Source organism: Kribbella alba, assembly GCF_039529635.1.
Classification (GTDB): Bacteria; Actinomycetota; Actinomycetes; order Propionibacteriales; family Kribbellaceae; genus Kribbella; species Kribbella alba.
This window is the reverse complement of the sequence record NZ_BAAANE010000004.1, coordinates 215,385-237,197: the sequence shown is the minus strand read 5'-3', so window position 1 is coordinate 237,197 and position 21,813 is coordinate 215,385. Positions and strand designations below refer to the sequence as shown.

22 protein-coding genes are annotated in these 21,813 nt (G+C 68.3%); 12 read left to right on the top strand and 10 right to left on the bottom strand.

The genetic code is table 11. The annotated features are described in order from the left end of the window. Positions 1–35: 35 nt before the first annotated feature. From ABD210_RS07825 to ABD210_RS07815, 3 genes are all read right to left on the bottom strand, one after another. On the bottom strand, positions 36–1,166 hold the full coding sequence (locus ABD210_RS07825) for a Fic family protein (protein WP_344110266.1): 1,131 nt from the start codon (positions 1,164–1,166) through the stop codon (positions 36–38). Positions 1,167–1,238: 72 nt separating this feature from the next. Beyond that, positions 1,239–1,883, bottom strand: a complete 645-nt coding sequence (locus ABD210_RS07820; protein WP_425552665.1) for an O-methyltransferase — start codon at positions 1,881–1,883, stop codon at positions 1,239–1,241. A 182-nt stretch (positions 1,884–2,065) separates the two neighbouring features. Further along, positions 2,066–2,848 (bottom strand): DeoR/GlpR family DNA-binding transcription regulator, encoded by a 783-nt coding sequence (locus ABD210_RS07815; RefSeq protein ID WP_344110264.1) that lies wholly within the window; start codon positions 2,846–2,848, stop codon positions 2,066–2,068. Positions 2,849–2,949: 101 nt separating this feature from the next. On the opposite strand from ABD210_RS07815, the gene ABD210_RS07810 reads away from it, so the two are divergent. The 7 genes from ABD210_RS07810 (at position 2,950) to ABD210_RS07780 (ending at position 8,506) form a co-directional block, all read left to right on the top strand. Further along, positions 2,950–3,834 (top strand): SIS domain-containing protein, encoded by an 885-nt coding sequence (locus ABD210_RS07810; RefSeq protein WP_344110263.1) that lies wholly within the window; start codon positions 2,950–2,952, stop codon positions 3,832–3,834. Positions 3,835–3,869: 35 nt separating this feature from the next. Continuing rightward, positions 3,870–4,091 (top strand): biotin/lipoyl-binding carrier protein, encoded by a 222-nt coding sequence (locus ABD210_RS07805; protein ID WP_112244158.1) that lies wholly within the window; start codon positions 3,870–3,872, stop codon positions 4,089–4,091. 158 nt (positions 4,092–4,249) lie between these two features. After that, positions 4,250–4,921 (top strand): RNA polymerase sigma factor SigE, encoded by a 672-nt coding sequence (gene sigE, locus ABD210_RS07800; RefSeq protein ID WP_344112015.1) that lies wholly within the window; start codon positions 4,250–4,252, stop codon positions 4,919–4,921. Further along, positions 4,918–5,523 carry an anti-sigma factor family protein gene (locus ABD210_RS07795; RefSeq protein ID WP_344110261.1) on the top strand — a complete coding sequence of 202 codons (606 nt, stop codon included), beginning with the start codon at positions 4,918–4,920 and terminating at the stop codon, positions 5,521–5,523. Before sigE ends, ABD210_RS07795 begins: the two co-directional genes overlap by 4 nt. Positions 5,524–5,526: 3 nt before the next feature. Next, positions 5,527–6,603 (top strand): sigma-E factor regulatory protein RseB domain-containing protein, encoded by a 1,077-nt coding sequence (locus tag ABD210_RS07790; RefSeq protein ID WP_344110260.1) that lies wholly within the window; start codon positions 5,527–5,529, stop codon positions 6,601–6,603. Between the two features lie 53 nt (positions 6,604–6,656). Further along, positions 6,657–8,072, top strand: coding sequence for a S1C family serine protease (locus tag ABD210_RS07785; protein ID WP_344110259.1), 1,416 nt, complete (start codon positions 6,657–6,659; stop codon positions 8,070–8,072). A gap of 86 nt (positions 8,073–8,158) precedes the next feature. Then, positions 8,159–8,506 carry a sec-independent translocase gene (locus ABD210_RS07780; protein ID WP_344110257.1) on the top strand — a complete coding sequence of 116 codons (348 nt, stop codon included), beginning with the start codon at positions 8,159–8,161 and terminating at the stop codon, positions 8,504–8,506. 32 nt (positions 8,507–8,538) lie between these two features. On the opposite strand, the gene ABD210_RS07775 is transcribed toward ABD210_RS07780, so the two are convergent. From ABD210_RS07775 to ABD210_RS07760, 4 genes are all read right to left on the bottom strand, one after another. Continuing rightward, positions 8,539–9,684 carry an Mrp/NBP35 family ATP-binding protein gene (locus ABD210_RS07775; RefSeq protein WP_344110255.1) on the bottom strand — a complete coding sequence of 382 codons (1,146 nt, stop codon included), beginning with the start codon at positions 9,682–9,684 and terminating at the stop codon, positions 8,539–8,541. A gap of 135 nt (positions 9,685–9,819) precedes the next feature. Then, on the bottom strand, positions 9,820–10,353 hold the full coding sequence (locus ABD210_RS07770) for a DUF1003 domain-containing protein (RefSeq protein ID WP_344110254.1): 534 nt from the start codon (positions 10,351–10,353) through the stop codon (positions 9,820–9,822). Continuing rightward, on the bottom strand, positions 10,343–11,605 hold the full coding sequence (locus tag ABD210_RS07765) for a magnesium transporter MgtE N-terminal domain-containing protein (RefSeq protein ID WP_344110253.1): 1,263 nt from the start codon (positions 11,603–11,605) through the stop codon (positions 10,343–10,345). The genes ABD210_RS07770 and ABD210_RS07765 overlap by 11 nt, the downstream gene beginning before the upstream one ends. Positions 11,606–11,697: 92 nt before the next feature. Next, positions 11,698–12,225 (bottom strand): hypothetical protein, encoded by a 528-nt coding sequence (locus ABD210_RS07760; protein WP_344110252.1) that lies wholly within the window; start codon positions 12,223–12,225, stop codon positions 11,698–11,700. A 149-nt stretch (positions 12,226–12,374) separates the two neighbouring features. Between ABD210_RS07760 and ABD210_RS07755 the strand changes: the two genes are divergently transcribed. Further along, positions 12,375–13,343 carry an HpcH/HpaI aldolase/citrate lyase family protein gene (locus ABD210_RS07755; protein ID WP_344110251.1) on the top strand — a complete coding sequence of 323 codons (969 nt, stop codon included), beginning with the start codon at positions 12,375–12,377 and terminating at the stop codon, positions 13,341–13,343. Here ABD210_RS07755 and ABD210_RS07750 read toward each other — a convergent pair whose 3' ends face one another. Beyond that, complete coding sequence (locus tag ABD210_RS07750) at positions 13,344–13,994, bottom strand: VOC family protein (protein WP_344110250.1); 651 nt, start codon at positions 13,992–13,994, stop codon at positions 13,344–13,346. 134 nt (positions 13,995–14,128) lie between these two features. On the opposite strand from ABD210_RS07750, the gene ABD210_RS07745 reads away from it, so the two are divergent. From ABD210_RS07745 to ABD210_RS07735, 3 genes are all read left to right on the top strand, one after another. Continuing rightward, positions 14,129–15,862, top strand: a complete 1,734-nt coding sequence (locus tag ABD210_RS07745) for a sialidase family protein (RefSeq protein WP_344110248.1) — start codon at positions 14,129–14,131, stop codon at positions 15,860–15,862. A 257-nt stretch (positions 15,863–16,119) separates the two neighbouring features. Further along, the gene (locus tag ABD210_RS07740) at positions 16,120–17,526 is read left to right on the top strand and encodes a serine/threonine-protein kinase (protein ID WP_344110247.1); all 1,407 of its coding nucleotides are present in this window, start codon (positions 16,120–16,122) and stop codon (positions 17,524–17,526) included. Between the two features lie 121 nt (positions 17,527–17,647). Continuing rightward, positions 17,648–18,838, top strand: a complete 1,191-nt coding sequence (locus ABD210_RS07735) for an acyl-CoA dehydrogenase family protein (protein WP_344110246.1) — start codon at positions 17,648–17,650, stop codon at positions 18,836–18,838. A 23-nt stretch (positions 18,839–18,861) separates the two neighbouring features. Here the strand turns inward: ABD210_RS07735 and ABD210_RS07730 are convergent, their stop codons facing one another. Next, complete coding sequence (locus ABD210_RS07730; protein ID WP_344110245.1) at positions 18,862–19,869, bottom strand: ArsR/SmtB family transcription factor; 1,008 nt, start codon at positions 19,867–19,869, stop codon at positions 18,862–18,864. A 164-nt stretch (positions 19,870–20,033) separates the two neighbouring features. After that, entirely contained in the window at positions 20,034–21,140 is a 1,107-nt protein-coding gene (gene corA, locus ABD210_RS07725) for a magnesium/cobalt transporter CorA (protein ID WP_344110244.1), read from the bottom strand. Between the two features lie 75 nt (positions 21,141–21,215). Between corA and ABD210_RS07720 the strand changes: the two genes are divergently transcribed. Further along, positions 21,216–21,731: a YflT domain-containing protein gene (locus ABD210_RS07720; protein WP_344110243.1), complete on the top strand. Its 516-nt coding sequence runs from the start codon at positions 21,216–21,218 to the stop codon at positions 21,729–21,731. Positions 21,732–21,813: the final 82 nt, after the last annotated feature.

Genomic DNA, 21,813 nt, shown 5'->3' with positions numbered 1-21,813 from the left:
ACCGCGATAACCCGCCTCAACCGGCTACTCGGCAGCTAGGGCGTCGGGCTCCTGCGCCAGACTGCTCCTCTGCCTGCTCCTTCCGGACTGACCAACTGCTCTGCCTTGAGTTGTTCCAGCACCAAACGGATCGTCTGATCGCTGACACCCGGTAGCGCTGCCCGTACCTCGGCCAGCCGGAACACGGGCCCAGCGTGTTTGAGAATATGAGTTCTGACCCGCTCCTGCTTGGTGCCGCCTGAGCGGTTAGCTGCGGCCCGCCGAGCGAAGGTCTCGTACGCCGACGCCAGCACGCCCACGAAGTACGACAACCATGGCCAGGGGTCTGCGGCATCGTCGTGCCAATCGTCTGTCGACCGGAGCAGCGCGTCGTAGTAGCCATCCGCGGATTCGGCAATCAACTGCTCCATCGACACCCAACGACAGACCTCATAGCCGGCGTCCACCAGGAGAGCATTGGTCAGGGCCCGGGCCACCCTCCCGTTGCCGTCCGCGAACGGATGGATGACAAGAAGGTCCAAGATCGCGAGAGCGACCACGAGGACCGGGTGATGCCTGCCCTCGCGCTGGGCCTCCAGGTAGCGATCGACTAGGTCTGAGAGATACACCTCAGTCTTCGCCGCGGCGACGGGAGTGAACCTGACCGTGGTGATCCCATCGGGTGAGCGGTCGACGACCAGGTTGTCGTCGGTCTTCAGACGGCCCCCGTCGAGGGCGGTTTCCGACCAGAGAAGACGATGTAAGTGCAGGAGTAGCCCGACATTGAGCGGGTGCCAGTCTTCTTGGAACAAGTAGTCGAGCGCCTTTCGGTAACCCGCTAGTTCCTGCTCGCTGCGGTTGCGCAGCGCCCCGGCACTTCCGTCGATGATGCGCTCAGCCCGTCGCGCATCCGGTACGACAACGCCCTCGATCGCTGAGGAGGCCGTGATGCTCTGGATACGGGCTCGATTGGCGAGTTCGGTCAGTAACGCGGGTAGTTGATTGCGATACAGAGCCTCGCTGCCGCGTCCCGTGTCAATGGCACGCAGGCGCATGACCACCTCGGCCGGAACATGGCCGATCAACCGATCGAGATCGGCGAAGGAGCGCACGTCGAACCTCCCAAGGGAACCAACAATGGTGCTAACGCAGAGCAATATTAGTAGGTTTATTGATTTCCTTAGCATGTTTTCGCGCTACGACATGCAGATTTCGCGACGGAGAGTCACGCAAGGTAACTAGACGTTCCTGGCCGAGGGTCAAGAAGTGGGGCGTTTGACCGCGGCTAGCAGGCCGTCGCCGACCGGGAGGAGGGCGGAGACCAGGTGGTCGTCGTCCCGGATGGCGCGGATGAGGTCCCGGATCGCGTTGGTGTCGGGGTCGCGGTGTGACGGGTCTGCCACGCGGCCCTCCCAGAGGGCGTTGTCGAACGCGACCACGCCGCCGGGGCGGAGGAGGCGGAGGGCCTCGTGCAGGTAGGCCGTGTATTCGCGTTTGTCGGCATCGCAGAAGACCAGGTCGTAGTGGCCGTCCGTGAGCCGGGTGACCACGTCGAGGGCCGAGCCGGCGATCAGGCGGAACCGCTGCGAGGGGACGCCGGCGTCCAGGAAGGTCTTGCGGGCCAGACGCTGGTTCTCGGCGTCGATGTCGACCGTGGTCAGGGTGCCGTCGGACCGCATGCCGCGGAGCAGGGCCAGGCCGGACACGCCTGTGCCGGTGCCGATCTCGACGACCGCCTTCGCACCCGCCGCGGCCGCGAGCATCCTCAGCGCGGAGGCCGCGCCGGGGCCGATCGGCGACACACCGCTCTCGTCGGCGCGTGCCCTCGCACCGGTGACGACCTCGTCCTCACCGGTGTAGTCCTCGGCGTAGGCCCAGGACGTGGGGTCGATGCCCGTGGCGATGATGCCCTCCCTGATCGGTATCGCTGCTGACCGAAGCCTAGCGTCTGCGGGCGCCGATTCGGTGTCGCACGCGCTAAGGCTGCGCACTCCTGCTCGTAACTTCGGCGCCTGAGCAGATATGATCGTGTTGACGGGTCAAAGATCACCCGTACGACGGGCCGAGTGGAGGAGGTGCGGGGGTGTCAGGAACGGATGACGTCGATGCCGGCTTCCTTGAAGACCGCCAGCTGGGACTCGTCGGCCTGGGCGTCGGTGACGAGGGTGTCGATCTCGCTCAGCTCGCAGATCCGGGCGAAGGCGCGCTGGCCGAGCTTGGACGAATCGGCCACCACGACCACCTTGGCGGCGCGGCTGACGATCAGCTGGTTGATGTTCGCCTCGCCCTCGTGGTGGGCGGTGGCGCCGGTCTCGTCGATCCCGTCGACCCCGAGGAAGGCGATGTCCAGGGACAGGTCGACCAGGATCCGGTGCGACAGCGGACCGATCATCTCGTAGGACTGTGGCCGGGCGACGCCCCCGGTGAGCACCATCTTGACGTGCGGGCGGACGATCAGTTCGTTGGCGATGTTCAGGGCGTTGGTGACGAGGGTGAAGGCGGGCTCGCCGTGCTCGGCGGACAGCTCCGGCCGGGTCGCCAGTGTGCGCGCCACCTCGGAGATCGTGGTGCCGCCGTTCATGCCGATCACCATGCCGCGGCGGACCAGGGTGGCCGCGGCCTGCGCAATGCGCTGCTTCTCCGAAGCGAAACGCGCAGTCTTGTAGCGCAGCGGCAGGTCGTACGACACCGCGTTGGCGACCGCTCCGCCGCGGGTCCGGGTGAGGAGCTGCTGCTTGCCCAGGTGGTCGAGATCCCGGCGGATCGTCGCAGCGGACACATGCAACTGCTCGGCGAGCTCGTCGACGTCGATGGCGCCCTTCTCCGCGAGCGCCTCGAGCAACGTGTTCAGCCGTTCATAACGCTTCACCCGGGGCTCCTCCTTTACACAATCGGTCAGCCGGACGGCTGCCGGTCAGCACCATTCGATCACGTTCGAGCAGTTCCGACCATTACAAGTCCGGAGACGACATGACCGCTACGCCTTTCGTGAGCACTGAGATCGCTACTCAGCCGGAACTCTGGCGGCAGGTCTCGGCTCGTTTCGCGCAGTACGGTGGCGCATTGCCCGAAGCTGGTCAACGGGTTGCAGCCGTCGGCTGCGGCACCTCCTGGTTCATCGCGATGGCGTACGCCGCGCTGCGCGAGGACCTCGGCCAGGGTCTGACCGATGCGTTCGCCGGGTCGGAGTTCCCGGCGGGCCGCGAGTACGACGCCATCGTGGTGATCAGCCGCTCGGGCACCACCACCGAGATCCTGGACCTGATCCGGAACACGAAGCTCCCGACCGTCGCGATCACCGGGACCGTGGGGTCTCCGATCACCGAACTGGCCGACCAGACGATCATGCTGGACTTCGCGGACGAGCAGTCCGTAGTACAGACGCGGTTCGCCACCACCACGCTGGCGCTGCTCCGAGCGTCGCTCGGGCAGGACTTGGAGCAGGCCGCAGCCGATGCCGAGACGGCGTTGACGATCGACGTCGACGAACTGGCGAAGCTGGAGCAGGTCACCTACGTGGGCACCCGGTGGACCGTCGGGCTCGCGCACGAGGCCGGGCTGAAGCAGCGGGAGGCGGCGTCGGCCTGGACCGAGGCCTACCCGGCGATGGACTACCGGCACGGACCGATCGCCATCGCGCAGCCCGGTCGTGGCGTGTGGATCTTCGGCGAGCCGCCGGCCGGCCTGATCGACGACGTGCGGGCCACCGGTGCGACGATCGTCCACCACGCGGAGCTCGACCCGATGGCGAGCCTGGTGATCGCCCAGCGGGTCGCGGTCGCGAAGTCTCTCGCCCTCGGCCTCAACCCCGATCAGCCGCGTAGCCTTACCCGCTCTGTGATCCTGCCCGACTAGGATCGAGTCGAGGATCCAGGAGCAGAGGAGCGCATGTGAGTCACACCGTGGTCGCAGAGCTGGTGGCGAACGTCCAGAAGGTCACCGCCAAGGCCGGGGACACGGTGGGCCCGGAGGACACCCTCGTCATCCTGGAGTCGATGAAGATGGAGATCCCGGTGCTCGCCGAAGTGGCGGGCACGATCACGGAGATGAAGGTCTCCGAGGGCGAGGTCGTCCGCGACGGCGACCCGATCGCCGTCATCGAGGAAAAGTAGCGCTGAACCGTTGTGACCTCCGGCACGTCTTCATCTAAGAGAGCGACCACTCAGGCGGGGAACTTCCCGTCAGCGCACCGCGTTGTCTCGTCGTACCGGCATCTCAGGGTTCAACCCGGGTGTCCCCGACGTGTGCAGAGGACGGTGAACACGGCACCATGGTGGTCACGCTCGTTGTCGAGAGGACCCAGGGAGGCGCCGTCGTGAAGCCGGTCGACACCTCCGTGGCGCCTGCCCTCATCAGCCAGGAGATCGAGGCGCTGCCGTCCTGGGACGAGATCGTCCGGACCCATTCCGCTCGCGTCTACCGGCTGGCCTACCGCCTGACCGGCAACAAGCACGATGCCGAGGACCTGACCCAAGAGGTGTTCGTCCGGGTCTTCCGCTCGCTGTCGTCCTACACGCCGGGCACGTTCGAGGGGTGGTTGTACAGGATCACCACCAACCTCTTCCTGGACGGCGCCCGCCGCCGGCAGCGGATCCGCTTCGACGGGCTGCCCGACGACGCGCACGACCGCCTTCCCGCGAAGGGCACGGGCCCGGCCGAGAAGCTCGACCACGACCTGTTCGACCACGACGTGCAAGGAGCGCTGGACGCGCTGCCGGAGGATTTCCGTGCGGCCGTGGTGCTCTGCGACATCGAAGGTATGACGTACGACGAGATCGCCGATGTGCTGGACGTCAAGCTCGGCACAGTGCGTAGCCGGATCCACCGTGGCCGCTCGATGCTCCGCAAGCACCTCGAGCACCGCGCGCCGCGCTCCGGCCAGACCCGCGTAGGTGGCCCGCCTGCCGACGGGCTGTTCCCCGCCGGAGGTGATGACCGGTGACTCTGCAGCATCCGCTTGACAAGCTGAGCGCCGCTGTCGACGGCGAGCTGGACCACGACTCCCGGGACAAGGTGCTGAGTCACCTGGTCGGTTGCGACTCCTGCCGCGGCGAGGTGGAGGCGCAGCGCAAGCTCAGGGCTCGCCTGACGGCCATGGAGGCGCCCGAGCCGTCCCTCGACCTGATGCAGCGCCTGATGGGCGTGCCGTCGTTCTCCACGGAGCCGCGCGAGGACGTGCGGCCGGTGCTGACACCGGCGGTGTCCCTCTTTCCGCAGCGGTCCGCGTTCCCCGCCGGACGGACCGGAGCCACCGGCCCCGGCTCGCGAACCACCCGCGCACGCCGGCGTGCCGGCGTACTGGGCGCGGCAGGGTCTGCGGCAGCCGTCGCTTCACTGCTCGGTACTGCGTTCGTCCTGGGCGACCCGGCGCGGCAGGAGCAGCCGCCGGTGCTGCAGCCGCCCGTAGCCAGCCTCGCGGCGGACCACGCCGGCGTGAACGGGACTCCCTACACGGACCCGGTCGCACTGCTGAACTCCTTCAACGGGACGGGATACGCCGGGCTGAGCCCGACGCTCCAGCCGGTGGCCCTGACAGGACGCTGACCAGTGAGCCTCTCCCGGCTCGCCGTTCTGGTCAGCACAGCTCTGATCGGCTTCGGTCTGCCCCTGCCCGCGATAGCCGTCGTAGCGGCTCCGGACGCCTCGCGTGAGGACTCGCCGTCGGCGGTCAGCTGGCTGGAGCGTGCCGCGGCCGCACCGGACCGCGTGTCGTACCACGGCACCCAGATCATCACCTCTTGGGGACCGCAGGGTGCAAGCTCCGCGATGCTCGACATCGTGCATGCGGCGTCGCAGGGCTCCGAGGTGACCGTGGTCGGCTCGGGTGGGTCACCCGGCGCCAAGGCGTTCGTGCAACGGGCGGACAACACAGTGGGCCTGACGGTCGACGGGGGACCGCTCTCGCTGCTCGAGGCGACGTACCAGCTGGTCTACAAGTGCTGCACGGACACGATCGGGCGGGCCGCGGTACTGATCGAGGCCCTGCGCGATAACCAGACGGTGGCGGCGCGCTTCTGGGTCGACAAGGCGACCGGGCTGCTGTTGCAGCGGCAGTTGTTCAGCGTGGACGGCAAGACGCTGGTCCGCGCGACGATATTCACAGAGCTCCAGATCGAGGACTCCGAGTTCCTCAGTCATCTGCCGCCGATGACTCCGCGCGGGGTGGAGGCGGTCGGCATGAGCAAGGTGGACAGCCTGCGCTCGCAGGGCTGGACCTGCTCGGCGGCGCTGCCCGCGTCACTGCAGCTGTATGACGTCCACCAGGACACCGCCACGAATTCACTGCAGTTCTCGTACTCCGACGGGCTGTTCAACGTCTCGCTGTTCGAGCAGCGTGGCGTGCTCGACCCCGCCGCGGTAGCGGGTTACACCGAGACCACCACAGCGAACGGGGCCCGGGTCTACCAGCGCTACGGCATGCCGTCGTACGCCATGTGGTCGTCCAACGGGATCGTCTACACACTGGTCGGGGATCTGCCCTACGACCAGCTCGGCCAGGTCGTCGCGGCGTTCCCGCACCAGCCCCCGCCCAGGGTCACCGCTGTCCAACGGGTGGGCACCGGGCTGGCCAAAATCGCGATGTGGCTCACGCCGATGGGTGCGCTCTCCCGGAAGCTGGGATAATCGATTCTGGGAGTACCTCCCACCAGAGACAACGACGACGTGAGGCGGCCACCGTGAGCTGGGATGACGCCGAGCCGACCGTACGGATACCGCAGGACGCCGCGGACCAGACCGAGCGGCCGACCGCAGGACCTGTCGTACCGCCCGAGAGCCCGAGCAAGCCCAGTACTGCGGGCGCGGCGCCGATTCCGCCGCCCGGCGCCAACGCGCCGTACAGGCAGTCTCCGCCCCGATCCACAACGCAACGCAGCTTCGGCCGGCCCGAGCCGCAGGACCCGGCGTTCCGTCCGGCGTATCCCGGGCAGGCCTGGCCGACGCGCCAGCCGACGTACACGCCGCCTCCGCCGCTCGACTGGCATCAGCAGCAGGCCCGGGCGTACACCCCGGTCCCGCCGCCCAAGGGCAGCCGTGTGATCGGCATCGCCGCGATCGTCGCGCTGATCGTCGGCCTGCTGGCGGGAGCCGGCGCGGCCGCCACGGTGGTCGCGCTGGACGGCAACAACGGCCCGGTCAGCGACCCGTCGGCTCCGGCGATCGGCGTCGGGGCGGACCCGAAGATCCGCAGCGGCTCGGTTTCGGCCGTGGCGGAGACCCTGTTGCCGAGCGTGGTCCAGCTCAAGGTCCAGGGCGCCGACGACTCGAACGCGACCGGATCCGGCTTCGTGATCGATGACGCGGGCCACATCCTGACCAACAACCACGTCGTCTCGGCAGCCGTCGGTGGTGGGTCGATCCAGGTCCTCACCCAGAAGGGCAAGACCGCCACGGCCCAGTTGGTCGGCCGCTCGCCCGCCTACGACCTGGCTGTCGTCAAGGTGATCGGGCTGGATGCGCCGTCGGTGCAGTTCGGTCGCTCGGACCTGGCCGTGGTGGGCCAGGACGTGGTGGCGATCGGGTCGCCGCTGGGGCTGGCCGGCACGGTGACGTCCGGGATCGTTTCTGCCAAGAACCGCGCGGTGACAGCTGGTGGCGACGGCGAGACCTCCTACATCAACGCACTGCAGACCGACGCGGCGATCAACCCGGGCAACTCGGGCGGTCCGCTGGTCGACATGAACGCCCGGGTGATCGGGATCAACTCCGCGATCGCGACGGTCCGCGGCGTCCAGGAAGGCGCCAGCGGCAACATCGGCCTCGGCTTCGCGATCCCGATCGACCAGGCGCGACGGACCGCCCAGCAGTTGATCGAGTCCGGCAAGGCCTCGTACCCGGTGATCGGCGCCGAGGTCGACATGCAGTTCGAGGGCGGCGCGCGGGTCAGCAAGGTGAGCACCGGGTCGCCGGCGCAGCACGCCGGGCTGCGGGTGGGCGACGTGATCACCCAGATCAACAGCCAGGTCGTGGACACCGCCGAGGCGTTGATCGTGGCGATCCGCACCCACCGTCCGGGCGAGAGCGTCCGGCTGGACTACGAGCGAGGCGGCAAACCGCGGCAGGTCTCGGTCACCCTGGGCCAGCAGACAGGCTGATCCGGCAGCGGTTCCAACCACGCGCGGGCTACCCTGTCTGAGCGCGTCCAACGGGCGCATCCAATGATGGTGAGAAGGGCGGAGACATGTTCGGCATCGGGCCACTCGAGCTCGTGGTGATCGCGATCGTCGCCGTCGTTCTCTTCGGTCCGGACCGCTTGCCGGAGTTCGCCCGGACCGCCGGCAGGCTGCTGCGCCAGGTCCGCCAGATGGTCAACAACGCGCAGAACGATCTGCGCAACGAGCTCGGCCCGGAGTTCGCCGACCTCGACGTCCGCGACCTGAATCCGCGCAGCTTCGTCCGCAAACACCTGCTCGAAGGCTTGGACGACGATGACGACGACAAGCCGGTCTCGTCCTCGATGGACCTGATGGACTCGGTCCCGCGCCTTCCGGCCGGCCAGCGCGCTCCCTTCGACCCCGAGTCCACCTGATCAGTCGGTGGCAAGCCGGGTTTCAGCAGGGATCAGCGGCCAACCGGGGACAGACCGAGCTGGCGGCCGAGGAGTCCGCGCGGTTTGCCACCCAGGCGCTCCGCGATCTGGGCCAGGACCTGCGCCGCCGGCGTCTCCGGGCCCGCCATCGCGAGCGGCTGGCCGTTGTCGCCGCCGCTGCGCAGCCGCTCGTCCAGGGGAACCTCGCCCAGCAGGGGAATGTCGTACCCGAGGCGCTGCGACAGCGTTGCCGCCACCCGGGCGCCACCGCCGGACCCGAAGATCTCGATCCGGTGCTCGGGCCCACAGTGCGGGCACGGCAGGAACGACATGTTCTCGATCACGCCGGCCACCCGCTGATGAACCATCTGGGCCATCGTCCCGGCTCGCTCGGCCACCTCGGCAGCGGCCTCCTGCGGGGTGGTCACGACGATGACCTCGGCGCTGGTCAGCCGCTGGCCGACCGAGATCGCGATGTCACCCGTGCCGGGCGGCAGGTCGAGCAGCAGTACGTCGAGGTCGCCCCAGTACACGTCGGCCAGCATCTGCACCAGCGCGCGGTCCAGGATCGGGCCACGCCAGGCGACGACCTGGTCGCGCTTGGGCTTCAGCATGCCGATCGAGATCACCTTCACGCCGTGCGCGGGCACCGGCATGATCATGTCGTCCACCGCGGTCGGCCGCTCGTCGGCGACGCCGAACATCGCCGGGATCGAGTGTCCGTAGATGTCGGCATCCAGTACGCCGACCGACAGGCCCTTCGCCGCCATCGCCACGGCCAGGTTCACCGTCACCGAGGACTTGCCGACGCCACCCTTGCCGGAGGCGATCGCGAACACCTTGGTCAGCGAGTCCGGCCGGGCGAACGGGATCTCCTTCTCGGCCACCCCGCCGCGCAACTGCGTCTGCAGCGCCGCGCGCTGCTCGGCCGACATCACGCCGAGGTCGATCTCAACGCCGGTGACGCCCTCCAGGGCGCTCACGGCCGCGGTGGTATCGCGACGCAGCGTGTCCTTCATCGGACAGCCGGCCACGGTCAGCAGGATCCGGACGGCGACGACGCCATCGGTCCGCACGACGACAGACTCGACCATTCCGAGCTCGGTGATCGGCTTCTTGATCTCGGGGTCTATGACGCCACCGAGCGCAGCGGTCACCTGATCAGCAGTGGGAGCCATACCCACAGGCTACGTGCTCCCCGCCACCCCGCCGACCGCAGACCACTGTGATGTAGACCCCTTGCGTCCGAAGTGGTGCGGGGCCTGCCCCTCAGCTGTTCGGACGCAAGGATTGGTGGCGCAGCGGGGAGGTGGTCAGACCCGGTCGTCCTCGCGGTCTTTGAGTTCGAGTTCGGCCACCAGGGAGCGGAGTTCGGAGCGGAGGAAGTCGCGGGTGGCGACCTCTCCGACGGACATCCGCAGGGCGGCCATCTCGCGGGCCAGGAACTCCATGTCCGCCCGGGTCCGGGCGTCCACGTCGCGGTCGCGCTCGTACTGGACCCGGTCGCGGGCCTCCTGGCGGTTCTGCGCGAGCAGGATCAGCGGCGCGGCGTACGAGGCCTGGAGGCTGAGCGCGAGCGTCAGGAAGATGAACGGATACTCGTCGAAACGCAGCTGCTGCGGCGCGAAGATGTTCCAGCCGACCCAGAACAGGATCGTCGCGGTCATGTACACCAGGAACTGGCCGGTGCCGAGGAAGCGCGCGATCCGCTCCGACAGCCGCCCGAACGCGTCCGCGTCGTAGGCGCGGCGGCGGACGATCGTACGGCGCAGCTCGCGCGGGATGTCCAGCCGGTCGGCGGTCCGGATCAGCCGGCGGTCGTCGCTGCTGCGGTCGTCACGCGCCATGGCGGTCCACCTCCTGCTGTTCGGATTCGCGCCAGTCATGAGGGAGTAGGTGGTCGAGTACGTCGTCCACCGTGACCGCCCCGAGCAGGCGGCCCTCGTCGTCGAGCACGGGTGCCGCGACCAGGTTGTAGGTGGCGAGGTACTTGCTCACGGTGTGCAGGCTGTCGTCCGCCCGCAGCCCGTCCAGATCGGTGTCCAGTACGCCGGAAACGAGCGCGGAAGGTGGTTCGCGCAGCAGTCGCTGGATGTGGCCGATCCCGATGAACCGGCCGGTCGGGGTCTCCAGCGGTGGCCGGCAGACGTAGATCATCGCGGCCAGCGCCGGGCTCAGTTCCGCGTTCCGCACATGCGCGAGCGCATCCGCCACGGTGGCGTCGGCCGGCAGGATCACCGGCTCCGACGTCATCAGCCCACCGGCGGTCCGTTCCTCGTACGTGAGCAACCGCCGGACGTCCTCGGCCTCGTCGGGCTCCATCAGCGTGAGCAGCCGCTCGGCGGTGTCGGTGGGCAGTTCGGCGATCAGGTCGGCCGCGTCGTCGGGGGACATCTCCTCGAGCACGTCCGCGGCGCGTTCGGTATCCAGCCCGGCCAGGATCTCCACCTGATCGTCTTCTGGCAGTTCCTCGAGCACATCGGCGAGCCGCTCGTCGTCCAGCGCGGCCGCGATCTCCTTGCGCCGCTTCGGCGACAGGTCATGCAGGATGCCGGCCAGGTCGGCCGGCTTCATCGACTCGAACGCGGCCAGGATGTGCGTGGCGCCCTGACCCTCCTCGCTCTGGGCGAACCCGCTGACGTCCGCCCAGTCGAGCACGTGCGACTGACCGCGCCGCCGGAACCGCTTGGCCCCCTCGGTCACCGCCACCTTCGACAACACCCAGTCGCGGGTCCGCCACTGCTCCATCGCCAGGTCGAACACGACCGCCTGCGTCCCCGTCTCGCGAATCGTCACGGTCCGGTCCAGGAGTTCGCCGATCACCAGCACCTCGGTCGGACGCTGCTCGAACCGGCGCATGTTCACCAAGCCGGTGGTGATCACGTGCCCGGCGTCCACCGAGGTCACCCGGGTCATCGGCAGGAAGATCCGGCGCCGGGTGAAGACCTCCACCACCAGTCCGAGCACCCGCGGCGGCTGGCTGCCCTGTCTGAGCATCACGACGACATCGCGAACCTTGCCGACCTGGTCCCCGTTCGGGTCGTACACGGGGAGACCGGCCAGCCGGGCGACGTACACGCGCGACGGTGATCCGCTCATGCTCGAAGGCTAATGCCTGGGACACGGAGTCCCCGGTTGGCAGACCTCCCGGACCGTCGTGTCAGCGGGTCCGGGGCTGGCCTCATGACACCTCAGGTCAGTTTGGGCCTGCGCTTCGTGCGCTTGTGGAAGGTGATCGGGCGGGCGCCGCGGGTTGTGGCGGTGCTTCCGGGTGGCGGTTCCAGGCGGGAGCGGTCGTCGTAGGAGCCGGCTGACTCGGTGATCTCGCCGGTGGGTTCGAGGACGAGGAGGTCGGCTTCTGCCTGCCAGCGGTCGAGCTGGGTGTCCAGGCCGGACGCGTTCAGCCGCTCGGTCCGCAGTACGTGGGCCGCCGTGGTCCATTCCTCGCTGCCGGGCTCCAGGCGCCGTACGGACGCACGCCAGCCGGCCAGGCGGTTCGTGGCGGGTTTAGCCGGTACTACGACCTCGGCCGCGCCCGCATCGGCCAGCCCGGGCAGGGGTTGTTCGGCACTACCCGAGCGGTCGGCGAGTACGACGTACGAGCCGTCGACGGTCGCGAACCAAGCCGGCATGGGGCGCCCGCCATTCCAAGACAGCCACAACAGCCCGGCCTTCTTCATCACCGCCGCGATCTCCGCAGCAGCCTCCTCGGTCGTCACCGCCCCAGCGTCCCACAGGGGCGGTCCGGCCGTAGGTGGTGAGGCTGGCCACAGCCGAGGCGGAGGTGAGGGATGTCACCGGGGCCGGGTGGGTGGTTTCGCCGTACGCTGCCGGTGACCGACCGGTAACCGAGGCAAGGGACACGGCGATGGCTGATCAGACAACCACCTTCCGGAGTAGGCGCTCCTGTCTGGCGACCCCGGGATCGAACCCGCGGTTCCTGGAGAAGGCGAAGGGGCTGGACGCCGACCAGGTGTTCCTCGACCTGGAGGACTCGGTCGCGCCGATCGCCAAGGTGGACGCGCGCAAGAACATCGTCGCCGCCCTGAACGAGGGCGGCTGGGGTTCGAAGACCCGGGTGGTCCGGGTGAACGACTGGACCACCGAATGGACCTACGCCGACGTGATCGAGGTGGTCTCCGGTGCCGGTGCGAACCTCGACTGCATCATGCTGCCGAAGGTGCAGACCGCCGAGCAGGTGGTCGCGCTCGACCTGCTGCTGACCCAGCTGGAGAAGGTGCACGGCCTGGAGCCCGGGCGGCTCGGGATCGAGGCGCAGATCGAGAACGCGCTCGGCCTGACCAACGTGAACGCGATCGCGCAGGCCTCGCCGCGGGTGGAGACGATCATCTTCGGCCCGGCCGACTTCATGGCGTCGATCAACATGAAGTCGCTCGTGGTCGGGGAGCAGCCGCCCGGCTACGACGTGGGCGACGCCTACCACTACATCCTGATGCAGATCCTGATGGCGGCTCGTGCGCACGGCAAGCAGGCGATCGACGGGCCCTACCTGCAGATCAAGGACCTCGAGGGGTTCCGGCGGGTGGCCGGTCGGTCCGCGGCACTCGGCTTCGACGGCAAGTGGGTGCTGCACCCGGACCAGATCGCGGCGGCGAACGAGGTCTACTCGCCGCGGCAGGAGGACTACGACCACTCCGAGAACATCCTGGACGCCTACGACCACTACACCTCGGCCGCCGGGGGCGCGCGCGGCGCGGTGATGCTCGGCGACGAGATGATCGACGAGGCCTCCCGCAAGATGGCCCTGGTCATCTCCGCCAAGGGCCGCGCCGCCGGGATGGCCCGTACCGACGTCTGGCAGCCGCCGGCGGAGTGATCAGGCGGGCGGCACCTGCGCCATGATCGCGAGCAGGTGCCCGTCCGGGTCGGGGAAGAACGCCATCCATTCCTCCAGGCCGGACTCGTGCTTGTGGATCAGATGCGGCGCGTTCTCGAACTCGACGCCTCGCTCGCGCAGATCGTCGTACGCCGCCTGGATGTCGTCGACGCGGAAGTAGAGCACCGACGGCTCTTCGTTCCTGCCTGGTTCTTCCATCGCGGTCAGGAAGAGCCGGGTGCCGCCGCAGTCGAAGAAGGCCAGGTCGCCGTAGGTGTAGAGGTGCGGCAGGCCGAGGACCTTGCCGTACCACTCCACCGCGGTCGTGATGTCGCGGACCGGCCGCGAGATCTGGCCGAGTACGCCGAGTTGCACAGATGTTCGGGTCATCGCAGGGACTCCTTCTCGGTTTTCGCGGGATCGGAGGGCACTGTCGGCCGCCACCCCGCGCCACGTCCGGAGCTCGGCCCGACGATCCAGGCCGAGCTTCAGCAGCGCGTTGGCGACGTGGAACTTCACCGCGTCGACGCTGATGCCGCGGCGGGTGGCGATCTGCCGGTTCGACATGCCGTGCCGAATCGCGTCCACCACCCGCCACTCGGCAGGAGTCAGGACGTCGGGATGCCGCGGCCGACCTCGTTTGCTCCTCACCCCGTCACGCTAACCGCGAGCCGCCCGAATTGCCCTCCCCCTCGTGAGCCGCGGGCTCTTGTCATCGGCGCCGGGGAGGCGTTTGGTTCGGAGTACACAAATCCCTCGGGGGGATCCTGACCTCAGGAGGGGCCATGCGGCGTTCACGCGCCATGGTCCTGGCTGCGGTCGCGTGCCTCTCCCTGACCGGGACCGGTCTCGCCGCCGCACAGCCGGGCGCAGACACAGAAGTCACCGTCGGCAGTCCGTCGACACCCTTCTCCCAGAACAAGCAGAACGAGCCCGGACTGGCGGTCGACGCCCACCAGCCGTCGCTGCTCGCTTCTGGCGCCAACGACAACATCGACCTGGAGGCGTGTAATGCGGGCGATCCCACCACCTGCCCGTTCACGCCCGGTGTCGGCGTATCCGGTATCACCTTCTCGACCGACGGCGGCCACAGTTGGGTGCAGCCGACCTACACCGGCTTCAGTGCCCGCGCTTGCCTCGGCCCAGCCGCCTGCGTGCCGGCCAGTGGTCCGATCGGAACGTTGCCGAACTACTTCGAGCACGGCATGGTCTCCAACGGCGACCCGGAGCTGGCCTTCGGACCACGCCGCGGTACCGATGGCACCTTCTCGTGGGCGAACGGCTCACGGTTGTACTACTCGAACATTGCCACCCCGTTCCCCGGCAGCCCGGGATTCAAGGGCGCCGCAGCGATCGCCGTCTCCCACCTCGACACCAGCGGCCCGGGTAACCGGCTTACCGAGGCGCTGGCGGGGGTGAACGCGGCCTGGTCCGCGCCGGTGATCGTCTCCAAGCAGAGTTCGGCGTTGTTCTCCGACAAGGAGCAGCTCTGGGCCGACAACGCCGCGTCCAGCCCCTTCTTCGGCAACGTCTACGAATGCAACGTCGGGTTCCGCGGCAACGGTCAGGGCGGCGGGGGCGAGCCCGTGCTGTTCGCCCGGTCGCGTGACGGCGGTGCGACCTGGGACACCAAACAGTTGTCCCCGGCCACAAACAACGCCCAGACCGGCGGGCGGCAGGGCTGCGCGATCCGGACCGACAGCGCAGGCGTCGTTCACGTGGTGTGGGTCGGTACCGACATCCAGACCCGCGCGGGCGTCTTCTTCGAGGTCAGGTCGTTCAACGGTGGGTCGACCTTCGACCGGCCGCGTCCGGTGGTCACCGTGACCAACATCGGTCAGCTCGACCCCGTACAGGGACGCTTCACCATCGACGGCGTGGCCGGTTCGCGGACCGATGTGTTCCCGAGCATCGACATCGCCAACGGTGCGCCGACCGGTTCAGGAGCAACCAATGAGATCGTGATCGCCTGGTCCGACGACTCGGCCGGTGTCAACAACGAGCAGGCGTATGTCGTGCACTCCACCAACGGTGGAAACACCTACACCGGTAGAACAGTTGCCAGCCAGGCCGGCGACCGGGCCAATCAGCCGGCCGTCGCGATCTCGCCGGACGGCCGGGACGTCTACCTGACCTACAACGCGTTCCTGCAGCCATGGCAGACCACGACAGGCGCCGCACGCCCGATGCTCGGCGTCGTACGGCATGCGGATTCGTCGACCGGTCCGTTCACCACCTTGCACCGTGGTATGACGGGTGACGCCCGAGGGTCGAGCGCCAACGGACTGACCAGCGAGTTCCTCGGCGACTACAACTACGCGGTGGCGACCGAGGACTCGGGTGTGGCGGTGTGGAACGACACCCGCGATGCCGCGGATTGCCCTGCGATCGACGGCTTCCGCCAGTCCCTTGTCGACGGTACGCCGATCGCGAGGCCGGCGCCGGGGACCGCCTGTCCCGCGACGTTCGGCAACAGCGACATCTTCGGGATCGCGCTAGCCGATCCGACCGCCGACTGACACGTTGCGTCCGAGGAACTGTGGGTCAGGACCCCCGGTTCCTCGGACGCAAGCAGGTCAGCCGCGGGTGAAGCGTCGCGGCGACCACTGTCGTCACGATCAGGGCGGGGATGAATGATCGCTTCATGCGATCAACCTAATACTCAGCGTCGACAAGTTCCGCTGTTTGCCCGAAGACGATCGTCGTCGGCTCGCCTCTGCCGAACGCTGCGCCTAAGGTGAGGCGGTCCGGCCGCGAACTGTTGTGGGGTGTTGGTGTGAACGGCGAGGTACTCGCAGGGCGCTACCGCCTGCTCACTCTGCTGGGCCGAGGTGGCGCGGGCGAGGTGTGGCAGGCCGAGGACCAGGTGCTTGCCCGGCCGGTCGCGGTGAAGCTGCTGCGTCGGCTCGAGGGTGATCCGATGGACGCGGTCGCCCGGTTCCGCGTCGAGGCTCAGGCTGCCGCGCGGCTGCTGCACCCCAACGTGGTTGCGACGTACGACGTCGGTACTGCGGCCGGCCAGGTGTTCCTGGTGATGGAACTGGTGACCGGCCCCGACCTGGCCAAGCTGCTGCGGAGTGGCGGTCTACCTCCGGCCAAGCAGGTTGCCGACATCGCAGTGCAGGGTGCTCGCGCCCTGGACGCCGCGCACGCGGCAGGGATCGTGCACCGGGACGTAAAGCCGGGCAACCTGCTGCTGGCCTCCGACGGCACCCTCAAGATCACCGACTTCGGCATCGCCCAAGCCAGCGGTCTCAGCGGAGCGACCGGCCCCGTGCTGCTCGGCACCGCCGCCTACATCTCACCCGAGCAGGTGCGAGGCGAGCGCGCGACCCCCGCCAGCGACTGGTACGCGCTCGGCTGCGTTCTCTACGAACTGCTCGAAGGCGCACCACCCTTCGTCGCCACGGACGGCGCGGACGCCACCGACGTCCTGCGGCAACACCTGGAGACCACCCCACCCCCAGTACGCCGTACAGACGTGCCCGCGGGGCTCGCGGACCTGGTGATGCGGCTGCTCGCCAAGGACCCCGCGGCTCGGCCTTCCTCCGCCGCCGAGGTCGTCCGGGCGCTGGCCGAGCCGGCCGGCACGCAGGTCCTCCAGTTCCTACCCGTCGAGGAGTCCCCTCAGCCGGAAGAGCGAAGGCAAAAGGCCAAGGCCGGGCTCCCTTTCGCGAAGGCGATCGTCGCGCTCGCGGTAGTCCTAGCCGGTGTGGTGATCGCAGCACTGCTCCGCGAAGGGGTTGCCGCCGACCCGACCGCACAAGCCGGAGGCCCACCCAGCCAGCCAGCCGTCACCAACGCCACAGCTTCCCCCAAGCCGACCCCAACGCCGGCGAAGTCTCCTACCAGTCGCCCGAGCTCGCCGAAGCCGAAGGCCACCCCGTCGGCGACCACGCGAGAGGCGCAACTGCGAACCCTGGCCGAACTGCTGCGGCAGACCGGGCAAGGCCGGGGCTCCAAGTCCGCGAAGGAGGCCGCGAAGGATCTCGACGACGCAGCGGACGCGCTGGCCGACGAGGACCCCGAAGCGGCGGCGAACAAGTTCCAGGACGCGCAGAGCCGCCTCATGGAGGCCCAGCGGCAACACCGCTGGCAGGCGACCCCGCAGATCGTGACGCTCTTCGTCAGCCTGGCGCGCTCGTTCTCCGGCGACGGCCAGCACAACAACTCCAACGGGTAGTGAGCCACCTGACGGCCTACGGGTGGCCGGTGTCACAGCGGGTGTCGGGCTGCTACCGCGATGCTGTAACCCGCGATACTCGCGAGTAGAGGTCGCGCGACACCAGCGAGGAGAGCCGCAGATGAGCAGGTTGCAGCAGACCGAGGGGCTGACCGACATCCAGGAGGAGATCCTGAAGACGGTTCGGGCGTTCGTCGAGTCCGAGATCATCCCGGTCGCCACCGAGCTGGAGCACAAGGACGAGTACCCGACGGAGATCGTCGAGGGCCTCAAGGAGCTCGGCCTGTTCGGCCTGATGATCCCCGAGGAGTACGGCGGGCTGGGCGAGTCGCTGCTCACCTACGCGCTCTGCGTCGAGGAGATCGCGCGCGGCTGGATGAGCGTGTCCGGGATCATCAACACCCACTTCATCGTGGCGTACATGCTGCTGCAGCACGGCACGGACGAGCAGAAGCAGAAGTACCTGCCCCGGATGGCGACCGGCGACGTACGAGGTGCGTTCTCGATGTCCGAGCCCGGCTGCGGTTCCGACGTCGCCGCGATCAAGACCAAGGCCGTCAAGGACGGTGACCTCTACACCATCAACGGCCAGAAGATGTGGCTGACGAACGGTGGTTCGGCCAACCTGGTCGCGGTTTTGGTGAAGACCGACGAGGGTGCCGAGTCGGTCTACAAGAACATGACCACGTTCCTGGTCGAGAAGGAGCCGGGCTTCGGTGAGGTCGACAAGGGCCTGACCGTGCCGGGCAAGATCGAGAAGATGGGCTACAAGGGTGTCGACACCACCGAGCTGATCTTCGACGGCTACCAGATCGGCGCCGAGCAGATCCTCGGCGGCGTACCGGGCAAGGGCTTCTACCAGATGATGGACGGCGTCGAGGTCGGCCGGGTCAACGTGGCAGCTCGCGGCTGCGGGGTGGCCCGGCGCGCGTTCGAGCTGGGCATCTCCTACGCGCAGCAGCGGGAGACCTTCGGCAAGAAGATCGCGGAGCACCAGGCCGTGCTGTTCCGGCTGGCCGACATGGCGGTCAAGGTCGAGGCCGCGCACGAGCTGATGGTGAAGGCGGCGCGGAAGAAGGACTCGGGCTCGCGCAACGACTTCGAGGCCGGGGTGGCGAAGTACCTGGCCAGCGAGTACTGCTCGCAGGTGGTCGAGGACTCCTTCCGGATCCACGGCGGCTACGGCTTCTCCAAGGAATACGAGATCGAGCGGCTCTACCGCGAGGCGCCGATGCTGCTGATCGGGGAGGGCACCGCCGACATCCAGCGGATGATCATCGGCCGCCGCCTGCTCGAGGACTACAAGCTCTGACCAGCTGAACCGCCGTCCAGCGCTCAGCTCGATCTGACCCGGACGCCACCGGATCCGTGCCCTGACAGTAGCCAGATGCCGAGCTGGGTGATCTCGTGCTGCACGGAGGCGCCCGCTCTGCGAGTGGTGATCAGCCCGGCTTCGCGCAGTACGGTCGCTTGATGGCTTGCTGCTGCAGGGGAGATCTTGCAGCGCTTGGCGAGCTCCGTCGTTGTACAGCCCCTCGCTGCTGCCTCCAGGGCGGCCGCGCGGGTGGAGCCGAGCAAGGAGCCCAGGGCGTCACTCGAGGTCGAGTCGCTCGCCCCGGACTGCCGCAGGATGCCCGGCGCGTGCTGGATCGGGTACACCAGGATCGGCTTCAGTCCCGGGTCGCGCAGCTTCGTCGGAACCTTCCAGCAGAACGCGGACGGCTGCAGCTCGATGCCGCGTCCGTCCAAGTAGAGGTCACGATCGTTCATGTCCAGCACCTGCAGCACCGGCGCGACCCATCGCACTCGCGGGTGCAGCGACGACAGCAGCCGGTCGACGCCGTGCCGGGCCAGCGCCTCGCCGCGGTGGGCGTGGTCCGCCGACACGTGTGTGCCGATCGACTTCCAGTACGGCGCGATCGCGGCATCGTGGTACGTCCGGATGGCGCGGCCGAGCTTCTGCAGCGAGTGGCGCTCGCCTTGGGCCAGCTCGCGGGTCCAGGGCGTGACAGGACGGTGCTTGCTGAGCAGATCGAGCTGACTGCGGATCTGCTCGCGCGGCGTCGAAAGGGTGATCTCCAGTGCGGTCTCGAAGTCCGGCGCCGACTCGGCAGGGGTGAGGAAGTCGGGGGAGTAGCCCTTCGGCGGGGTCAGTTCGAGCAGCAGCCGCATCTGATCCGGCGCGACCTTCGTGCGGACGTGACGACGCCAGTCCTCGAAGACCAGTCGGCCGTCGGTCTGCTGGAGCATGTGCAGGCTGAGCAGGATCTCCCACGACGGCGCGGGCCTGGTGGAGATCGTGGTGCGCGCGAGGTCGCGAGGCGTGAAGTGGATGCGAAGCACGGTTCCCCCTCCCGAGCGTCCGATGGTCGCAGGCTGTGGCGGACCGATGACCGAACGCGATGGCCGCATTGAATCAGGTGCTCGAGACGCCGCACAACCGCCAGACGCGGTCATGGCAAAAGGCTGCCAACAGTGCTTCCGAACGGTCAGTACATGTAAGGGCGTCAGAGCCAGTTGTTGCGCTTGAACAGCCGGTAGAGCACCGTGCAGGCACTCGCCATCACAGCGAGGCAGATGAAGTAGCCGTAGTGCCACTTGAGCTCGGGCATGTTGTCGAAGTTCATCCCGTAGATCCCGGCGATCATCGTCGGCACCGCCACGATCGCGACCCAGGCCGAGATGCGGCGCATGTCCTCGTTCTCCGAGACCTGCACCTGGGCCAGCCCGGCTTGCAGGATCGAGCTCAGCAGTTCGTCGAACGACACCACCTGCTCCTTGACCCGCAGCAGGTGGTCGTCGACGTCGCGGAAGTAGTTCCTGGTCTCTTCGTGGATCAGCGGGTGCTCCGTGGTCGACAGCGCACGCATCGGCCCGGTCAGCGGCGCCACTGCCCGCTTCAGCTCGAGCACCTCGCGCTTCAGCTGGTAGACCCGCTCGATGTTGCGCCAGCCACGCGGGCTGAAGATCTCGATCTCGATCTGGTCGATGTCGGCCTGGACCGCATCCGCCACCTCAAGGTAGGTGTCCACCACCTGGTCTGCGATCGCGTGCAGGACACCGCCCGGCCCGGCCGCGAGCCGCTTGGGCTCCCGCTCGAGCCGCTGCCGCAGGCCGGCCAGCTCACCGTGGTCGCCGTGTCGCACGGTGATCACGAACCCCGGGCCGCAGAAGACCATCACCTCACCGGACTCGACCACCTCGCTGGTCGCGGTCAGGGTGCCGTGCGGCACGTAGCGGACGGTCTTCAGTACTGCGAACAGGGTGTCGCCGTACCGCTCCAGCTTCGGCCGTTGGTGGGCCTCGGTGGCATCCTCCAGCGCCAGCGGGTGCAGGCCGAACTCCGCGCCGATCATCGCCAGTTGCTGCTCGGTCGGCTCGAACAGGCCGATCCAGACGAACCCGTCGCCGCGGCGAGCGCGCTTGAGCGCGTCGACGTACGAGCCGACCCGGCCGTCGCGATGGCCGTCGGAGTAGAAGGCCCAGTCGACCAGGGCACCGTCCAACTTGCCGCTGCCGACCAGGTCGAGAGAGCCTGGACCTGTCGCGGAACGGCGGGCGAAGGCGCGTCCGACCCGGCGTGTCGCGCCCATGTCCCACCTCCGACCGGTCATCACCGCGAGGCTATCAATGTGCCGTCACCAGCCGTCGGCAATGATGGAGTTGCACGCAAGCGGAGAGGAACGACCATGACCACGCAGGGCATGCCCTCGATGGACCCCCGACCGACCGGCCTGACGATCGGGACCTACGACACCTACCGGGAGGCGCAGCGAGCGGTCGACTACCTCTCGGACGAGAAGTTCCCGGTCGAGCACACCACCATCGTGGGCAACAACCTGCGGCAGGTGGAGAAGATCACCGGTCGGCTCACCTGGGGCCGCGCGATCACCGCGGGCCTGGCCAGCGGTGCCTGGTTCGGTCTGTTCGTGGGCGTTCTGCTCGGCATCTTCGCCCCCAAGGGCGGTTGGCTGGCCGCGTTGGTGACCGGTGTGGTGCTGGGTGCCATCTTCGGCATGGCCTTCGGCGCGATCGGCTACGGCCAGCTCCGCGGTGCCCGTGACTTCACCTCCAGGACCTCGGTGGTGGCGACGACCTACGACGTGCTGTGCGACTTCAAGTACGCGGAAGAGGCCCGCAACCACCTGGCCAAGCTCGCCCTGAAGGGTGAGGTGGCCCCCCGGCTGCCCGAGCAGTCCAACTGAGAGGAAGGCCACGCTGCCGGGTACTGCCCAGTAGGCGATGAATCGGCCAGAGTGGGGCCAGACATCGCTGGAAGGAGTACGG

Bases quoted from the DNA above. Each gene is read 5' to 3' on its own strand.
- ABD210_RS07825 (WP_344110266.1), bottom strand. From the start codon at position 1,166: ATGCTAAGGAAATCAATAAACCTACTAATATTGCTCTGCGTTAGCACC.
- ABD210_RS07810 (WP_344110263.1), top strand. From the start codon at position 2,950: ATGACCGCTACGCCTTTCGTGAGCACTGAGATCGCTACTCAGCCGGAA.
- sigE (WP_344112015.1), top strand. From the start codon at position 4,250: ATGGTGGTCACGCTCGTTGTCGAGAGGACCCAGGGAGGCGCCGTCGTG.
- ABD210_RS07780 (WP_344110257.1), top strand. From the start codon at position 8,159: ATGTTCGGCATCGGGCCACTCGAGCTCGTGGTGATCGCGATCGTCGCC.
- ABD210_RS07775 (WP_344110255.1), bottom strand. From the start codon at position 9,684: ATGGCTCCCACTGCTGATCAGGTGACCGCTGCGCTCGGTGGCGTCATA.
- ABD210_RS07770 (WP_344110254.1), bottom strand. From the start codon at position 10,353: ATGGCGCGTGACGACCGCAGCAGCGACGACCGCCGGCTGATCCGGACC.
- ABD210_RS07765 (WP_344110253.1), bottom strand. From the start codon at position 11,605: ATGAGCGGATCACCGTCGCGCGTGTACGTCGCCCGGCTGGCCGGTCTC.
- ABD210_RS07755 (WP_344110251.1), top strand. From the start codon at position 12,375: ATGGCTGATCAGACAACCACCTTCCGGAGTAGGCGCTCCTGTCTGGCG.
- ABD210_RS07745 (WP_344110248.1), top strand. From the start codon at position 14,129: ATGCGGCGTTCACGCGCCATGGTCCTGGCTGCGGTCGCGTGCCTCTCC.
- ABD210_RS07735 (WP_344110246.1), top strand. From the start codon at position 17,648: ATGAGCAGGTTGCAGCAGACCGAGGGGCTGACCGACATCCAGGAGGAG.
- corA (WP_344110244.1), bottom strand. From the start codon at position 21,140: ATGACCGGTCGGAGGTGGGACATGGGCGCGACACGCCGGGTCGGACGC.
- ABD210_RS07720 (WP_344110243.1), top strand. From the start codon at position 21,216: ATGACCACGCAGGGCATGCCCTCGATGGACCCCCGACCGACCGGCCTG.